Consider the following 5006-nt stretch of genomic DNA (forward strand, 5'->3'; position numbering starts at 1 on the left):
CGCTTGGCGGTCTTGGCGTCGACCGTGCCGCCGGGAACAAGGCCGATGCTTGCGCCAGCCCTTGCACCGGCCCTTGCACCAGGGCGCGGGCCAGTACGTGCGCCGTCGTCCGGGCCTAACGGGCGCGCGCGGCGGTTGCCGGATGGCTCCGGTCGCACCCTGATCCAGCGCTCGGTGGCGGCGATCAGGCGCTCAAGCTGTCGTTCTTGAGCGCGCGCGGCAGCGGCATCGGCTGCCGCGTCGAGCTTCTCTGGAGCATAGGGCGCGTGGATCAAGCACTGGCCGTGCTGGCGCCAGTCGAAGCCGTCCGGGTCGTGCGCGCTCAGCCATTCCAGCCAGGCCGGTCCATGGAGCCGAGCGCAGGCGGCGCGTCCATGACGCGCCATGGCGATGCGCTTGAGCAGTTCGGCGAGCTGGGAGAGGCGGGCCTTCGAACTCGCCTCCTGGCGTCGGCGTTGGCGCAGACGCCGCAATTCGCGATGCGCGTCCCAGCGCCAGTCGCCGATGCGCAGCAGTGGCAGCGCCGGCAGCACCCGCCGGGCGTGGCGATAGCGCCAGATCAGCGCCGCGAGCGCAACCAGCAGCAACCCAACCAGCCACCAGCCCGGCGCCAGCGGCCACCAGGGCGAGCCGAGACTGTCGTGGATGTCGCGCAGTGGTCGCAGATCAGGATTCACTCGTTCGCTGCTCTTGGCTTTTGCGGTCTGTTGTCTGACGCTCGAAGCGGGTGGCCATCATCTCCTAGACCGCGCGCGAGCGTGCGCGTTGCTCGAGGTTGGCGATCAGGCTGCGATGGATGTCCAGCTCGGTGCGGATCGGCATCAGCAGGATCCGCAAGCGGTTGGCGAGTGTCGATAGGGTCTGACGGCGTTGCTCCCAGGCTGCGCGATAGGCGTCCCGGGCCTGATGGTCATCGGTGTCGATGACGAGCAAGCGGCCATCGGTGCCGCGAAAGCTGACCCGACCCATCGCCGGGATCGCGCGATCGGCCGGATCATCGACCGGAATCAGCACCACCGAGCTGCGTTGCCTGAGGTTGCCGAGGACGGGTTCCAGGTCGCGTACCTCGCGGTTGAAATCGGCGATGACGAAGATCAGCGATCCGGTCGGCAGGCCACGCGTCGCCCGCTTCAGCGCGCCGGCCAGGCAGTCGATCGAGGCGCTCGCGGCGGAGCCGGGCAGGGTCAGGGTGCGCAATAGCTGCCAGAGTGCGCGCCGCCCGCGCGCGGGGCGGAAGTGCTGCAGGCCTTGCGCGGGGTCGCCGAAGGCGATGCCGCCGACACGGTCTTGCAACCGGCTCGCGGCCCAGCCGATCAAGGCCGCCGCGCGCGCCGCCTGCACCGATTTGAAGGTGCCGCGGGTGCCGAAGCTCATGTGCGGCCCGCGGTCGACGCAGAGCACCACGCTGCGCTCGCGTTCTTCGCGAAAGATCTTCAGGTGGGGCGCGTCGACGCGTGCCGTGACCTTCCAGTCCATGTAGCGGATATCGTCGCCCTCGCGGTACTCGCGCACCTCCTCGAAGTTGACCCCGGCACCGCGAAATACCGAGGCATAGAGCCCGGCAAAGGTCGAGTTGACCAGATGGTGAGAAGAGACGCCGAGGGCATGGGCCTGGTGCCTGAGTTCGAGCAGGTCGTCGAGACGGGGATAGAGGCTCATGTGCCGGCACCGCCCGGGTTAGGGAATGGCCACGAGCGTCAGCAGCCGGTCGATGAACTCGTCGGTGGTGATGCCCTCGGCCTCGGCCTCGAAGGTCAGCAGCAGCCGGTGACGCAGTACCTCGGGCGCGATCAGCTGGATATGATGCGGGGCGACGAATTCATCACCATCGAGCCAGGCGCGAGCGCGGGCGCAGCGGGCCAGCGCGATGCTCGCGCGCGGCGAGCCGCCGAAGCGACACCAGCGCGCGAGGGCGCCGTCGTAGCGCTGCGGCTGGCGCGTGGCCTGGACCAGATCGACGATGTAGCTGAGCAGTTTCGGGTCCAGGTAGAGCGCAGCGACCGCCCGGCGCATGGCGAACAGCTCCTGCTGACCGAGCCGCTTGGGCGGGGCGACCTCAGGATGTTGCTGTTCGCTGGCGTCCAGTTCGAGGATGCGCAGTTCCTCGTCGCGGGTCGGATAGGTGACCACCGCCTGCATCAGGAAGCGGTCGAGCTGGGCCTCGGGCAGGTGGTAGGTGCCTTCCTGCTCGACCGGATTCTGGGTCGCCAGCACCATGAATAGCTCCGGCAACGCATAGGTGCGCTGACCGACGGTGATCTGCTGCTCGGCCATGGCTTCGAGCAGGGCCGATTGCACCTTGGCCGGGGCACGGTTGACCTCGTCGGCGAGCAGGATGTTATGGAACAGCGGGCCTTCGCGGAACTCGAATGCGCCCTTTTCGTGACGGTAGATGTCGGTGCCGATCAGGTCCGAGGGCAGAAGATCGGGCGTGAACTGAATGCGGTGGAAGTCGCCGTCGATGGCGTCGGCCAGGGCCTTGACGGCGGTGGTCTTGGCCAGCCCCGGCATGCCCTCGACCAACAGATGGCCATCGCTGAGCAGGCACACCAGCATGCTGTCGACGAAGCGTTGCTGGCCGACGATGCGCGCGGCGATGTGATCGCGAACGGGCTGGAGCGCGTCTGGTGTCATGCCGGGTGAGGGACTCCCTGCTGCGAGGCGACAAGCTGGATGGTGGAGCCGCTATCCTGAGGCGTTTGCTCGGTCCGTGCAAGTTGCGGCGCTCGCTCTCCTGTCAACCCTTGCTTGCAGCGGCTGCTAGCGCTGCTGGTCCTGGGCGCCGCCGCGGCTTGCCAAAAAAGGGTTGACAACGCACCGCGTCAGGGAAATACGGGTCTGCGCAGTTGTCCACACGGCTTGGCAACGCCGGACGCGCCAGCGGTTGGTCGTTCGGTCTTGCCTCCGGTCGCCTGCCTCCTTGGCTTCGCGTCAACAAAAACAATGGCTTGCACGGATGGTCAAAAAACCGTCAATTTGTCGAAAGCTCAGTCGAGACAGGCATCCCGGCGATTTGCTAGCGCCTTTCCCACAGAGTTATCCACAGAGTCTGTTGAAGACTGGATAACCGATTGATGTCTGAGCCACTTGCTGAGTCTCGCCGGCTTCAGGGCCGCGCTCGCCCCTGGCGTTCTTGGCCGGGTTTTGGGGGTAAAGGCCTGCATGCGGATTGGACGATATGAGCCAAACTGGTAACAATCGGGTCCCCGCTGCGGCGCAGTGCCCGGCGCACGATCATCGAGGTAGGCGACGGCGCGCATGGAGATAGATTGGTCCGACTACGAGTGTGATGGCTTCTATGACGAGCTTCTAGCGGCACGCGGCGAGCCGCGTCCCGAGGTCGAGGCCCTCGCTGCCGACATCCAGGCCCTCGGCGGCGATGAGGTGGTCGCCCGCCAACTCGCCGCCGAGGTCTCGATCAAGGAGATGGGCATCACCTTTACCGTCTACTCGGAGGAGGGCGGGGCGATCGATCGCGCCTGGCCCTTCGATGTGGTCCCGCGGGTCATCCCGGAGCGGGAATGGCGCCGGGTCGAGCTGGGGCTGAAACAGCGCGTACAGGCGCTGAACCTGTTCATCGACGACCTCTACCACGCTCAGCGCATCGTCAAGGACAAGGTCTTTCCGCAAGAGGTACTGGCCAAGTCGGTGAACTTCCGCCCGCAATGCGTCGGCATCGATCCGCCGCTCGGCATCTGGGCGCACATCTGCGGCTCGGACCTGGTGCGCGATGCCGATGGCACCCTCTATGTGCTGGAAGACAACCTGCGCGTGCCCTCCGGCGTGTCCTACATGCTCGAGAACCGGCTGGTGACCAAGCGCGTCTTCCCCGAGCTGTTCGAGCACTACGCGCCGCTGCCGGTGGATGATTATCCATCGCAGCTGTTCGATACCCTGGCCGCGATCTCGCCGCGCCCGGCCGAGTATCCGGAGGTGGTCGTGCTCACGCCCGGCATCTATAACTCGGCCTACTTCGAGCACGCCTATCTGGCCCAGCAGATGGGCGCGGAGCTGGTCGAGGGGCGCGACCTGTTCGTCGCTGACGACGATTGCTGCTACATGCGCACCATCGACGGGCCGGCGCGGGTCGATGTGATCTATCGCCGCGTCGACGATCTATTCCTCGACCCGGAGGCCTTCCGCGAGGACTCGGCGCTCGGGGTCGCCGGCCTGATGCGCGCCTGGAAGGCCGGCAACGTCGCGCTGGCGAATGCCCCCGGCGCGGGTGTTGCCGATGACAAGGTGATCTATGCCTTCGTCCCCGAGATCATCCGCTATTACCTCGATCAAGAGCCGATCGTGCCGAACGTGCCGACCTATCGCTGCATGGAACCGGAGGCCTTGCAGTATGTGTTGGAGCACATGAATGAACTGGTGGTGAAGCCGGCCAACGAATCTGGCGGCTATGGGATGTTGGTCGGACCCGCCTCGACGCAGGCCGAGCGCGAGCGGATGGCGGCGGCGATCAAGAAGGATCCGCGCAACTACATCGCCCAGCCGACCCTGAGGCTCTCGACGGTGCCGACGGTGATCAAGGACAGCCTGGAGCCGCGCCATGTCGATCTACGCCCGTTCATCCTCTCCGCCGATCGCCAGCAGGTCACCATGGGCGGGCTCACGCGAGTGGCGCTGCGCAAGGGCTCGCTGGTGGTCAACTCGTCCCAGGGCGGCGGCAGCAAGGACACCTGGATCCTCCCGGAGGCGGCGCCGACGAGCGAGGCGCAGACGCAGAGCCAGAGTCAGAGCCAAACGCAGACATAGGCATCGGTGGGAGGGCGAATGCGACGGCTCGGTTCGACTTCGCATAAACGCCGCAGCGAAGTGTCGTCGCCGATCCCCGACTCCGGTCACTTATCTTTAGGAAACCGCATCCAAGTAAACTAAAGAGGACTCTTATTCTTAGGTTTGGCGCTGCTCGCGCTCGGGCGGCTGGATAACGTCCCACCCTAGATCGACCAGGTACCACCATGCTCTCCCGCGTCGCCGAGACCCTCTACTGGCTTGCT

At 66.1% G+C, this 5006-nt stretch carries 4 protein-coding genes; 1 reads left to right on the plus strand and 3 read right to left on the minus strand.

The features are described 5' to 3' along the window. The 3 genes from ACLFQI_RS11480 to ACLFQI_RS11490 form a co-directional block, all read right to left on the minus strand. Positions 1–677, minus strand: a 677-nt coding sequence (locus tag ACLFQI_RS11480; RefSeq protein ID WP_410759457.1) for a DUF4381 domain-containing protein, incomplete at its 3' end; no start/stop codon positions are given. Between the two features lie 64 nt (positions 678–741). Then, complete coding sequence (locus ACLFQI_RS11485) at positions 742–1659, minus strand: DUF58 domain-containing protein (protein ID WP_410759458.1); 918 nt, start codon at positions 1657–1659, stop codon at positions 742–744. 18 nt (positions 1660–1677) lie between these two features. Next, positions 1678–2634, minus strand: a complete 957-nt coding sequence (locus tag ACLFQI_RS11490; RefSeq protein WP_410759460.1) for an AAA family ATPase — start codon at positions 2632–2634, stop codon at positions 1678–1680. Positions 2635–3258: 624 nt separating this feature from the next. Here ACLFQI_RS11490 and ACLFQI_RS11495 point away from each other — a divergent pair. Beyond that, positions 3259–4761, plus strand: coding sequence for a circularly permuted type 2 ATP-grasp protein (locus ACLFQI_RS11495; protein ID WP_410759462.1), 1503 nt, complete (start codon positions 3259–3261; stop codon positions 4759–4761). Positions 4762–5006 lie beyond the last annotated feature (245 nt).

The sequence above is a fragment of the Halochromatium sp. genome (genome assembly GCF_046541315.1).
Taxonomy (GTDB): Bacteria; Pseudomonadota; Gammaproteobacteria; order Chromatiales; family Chromatiaceae; genus Lamprobacter.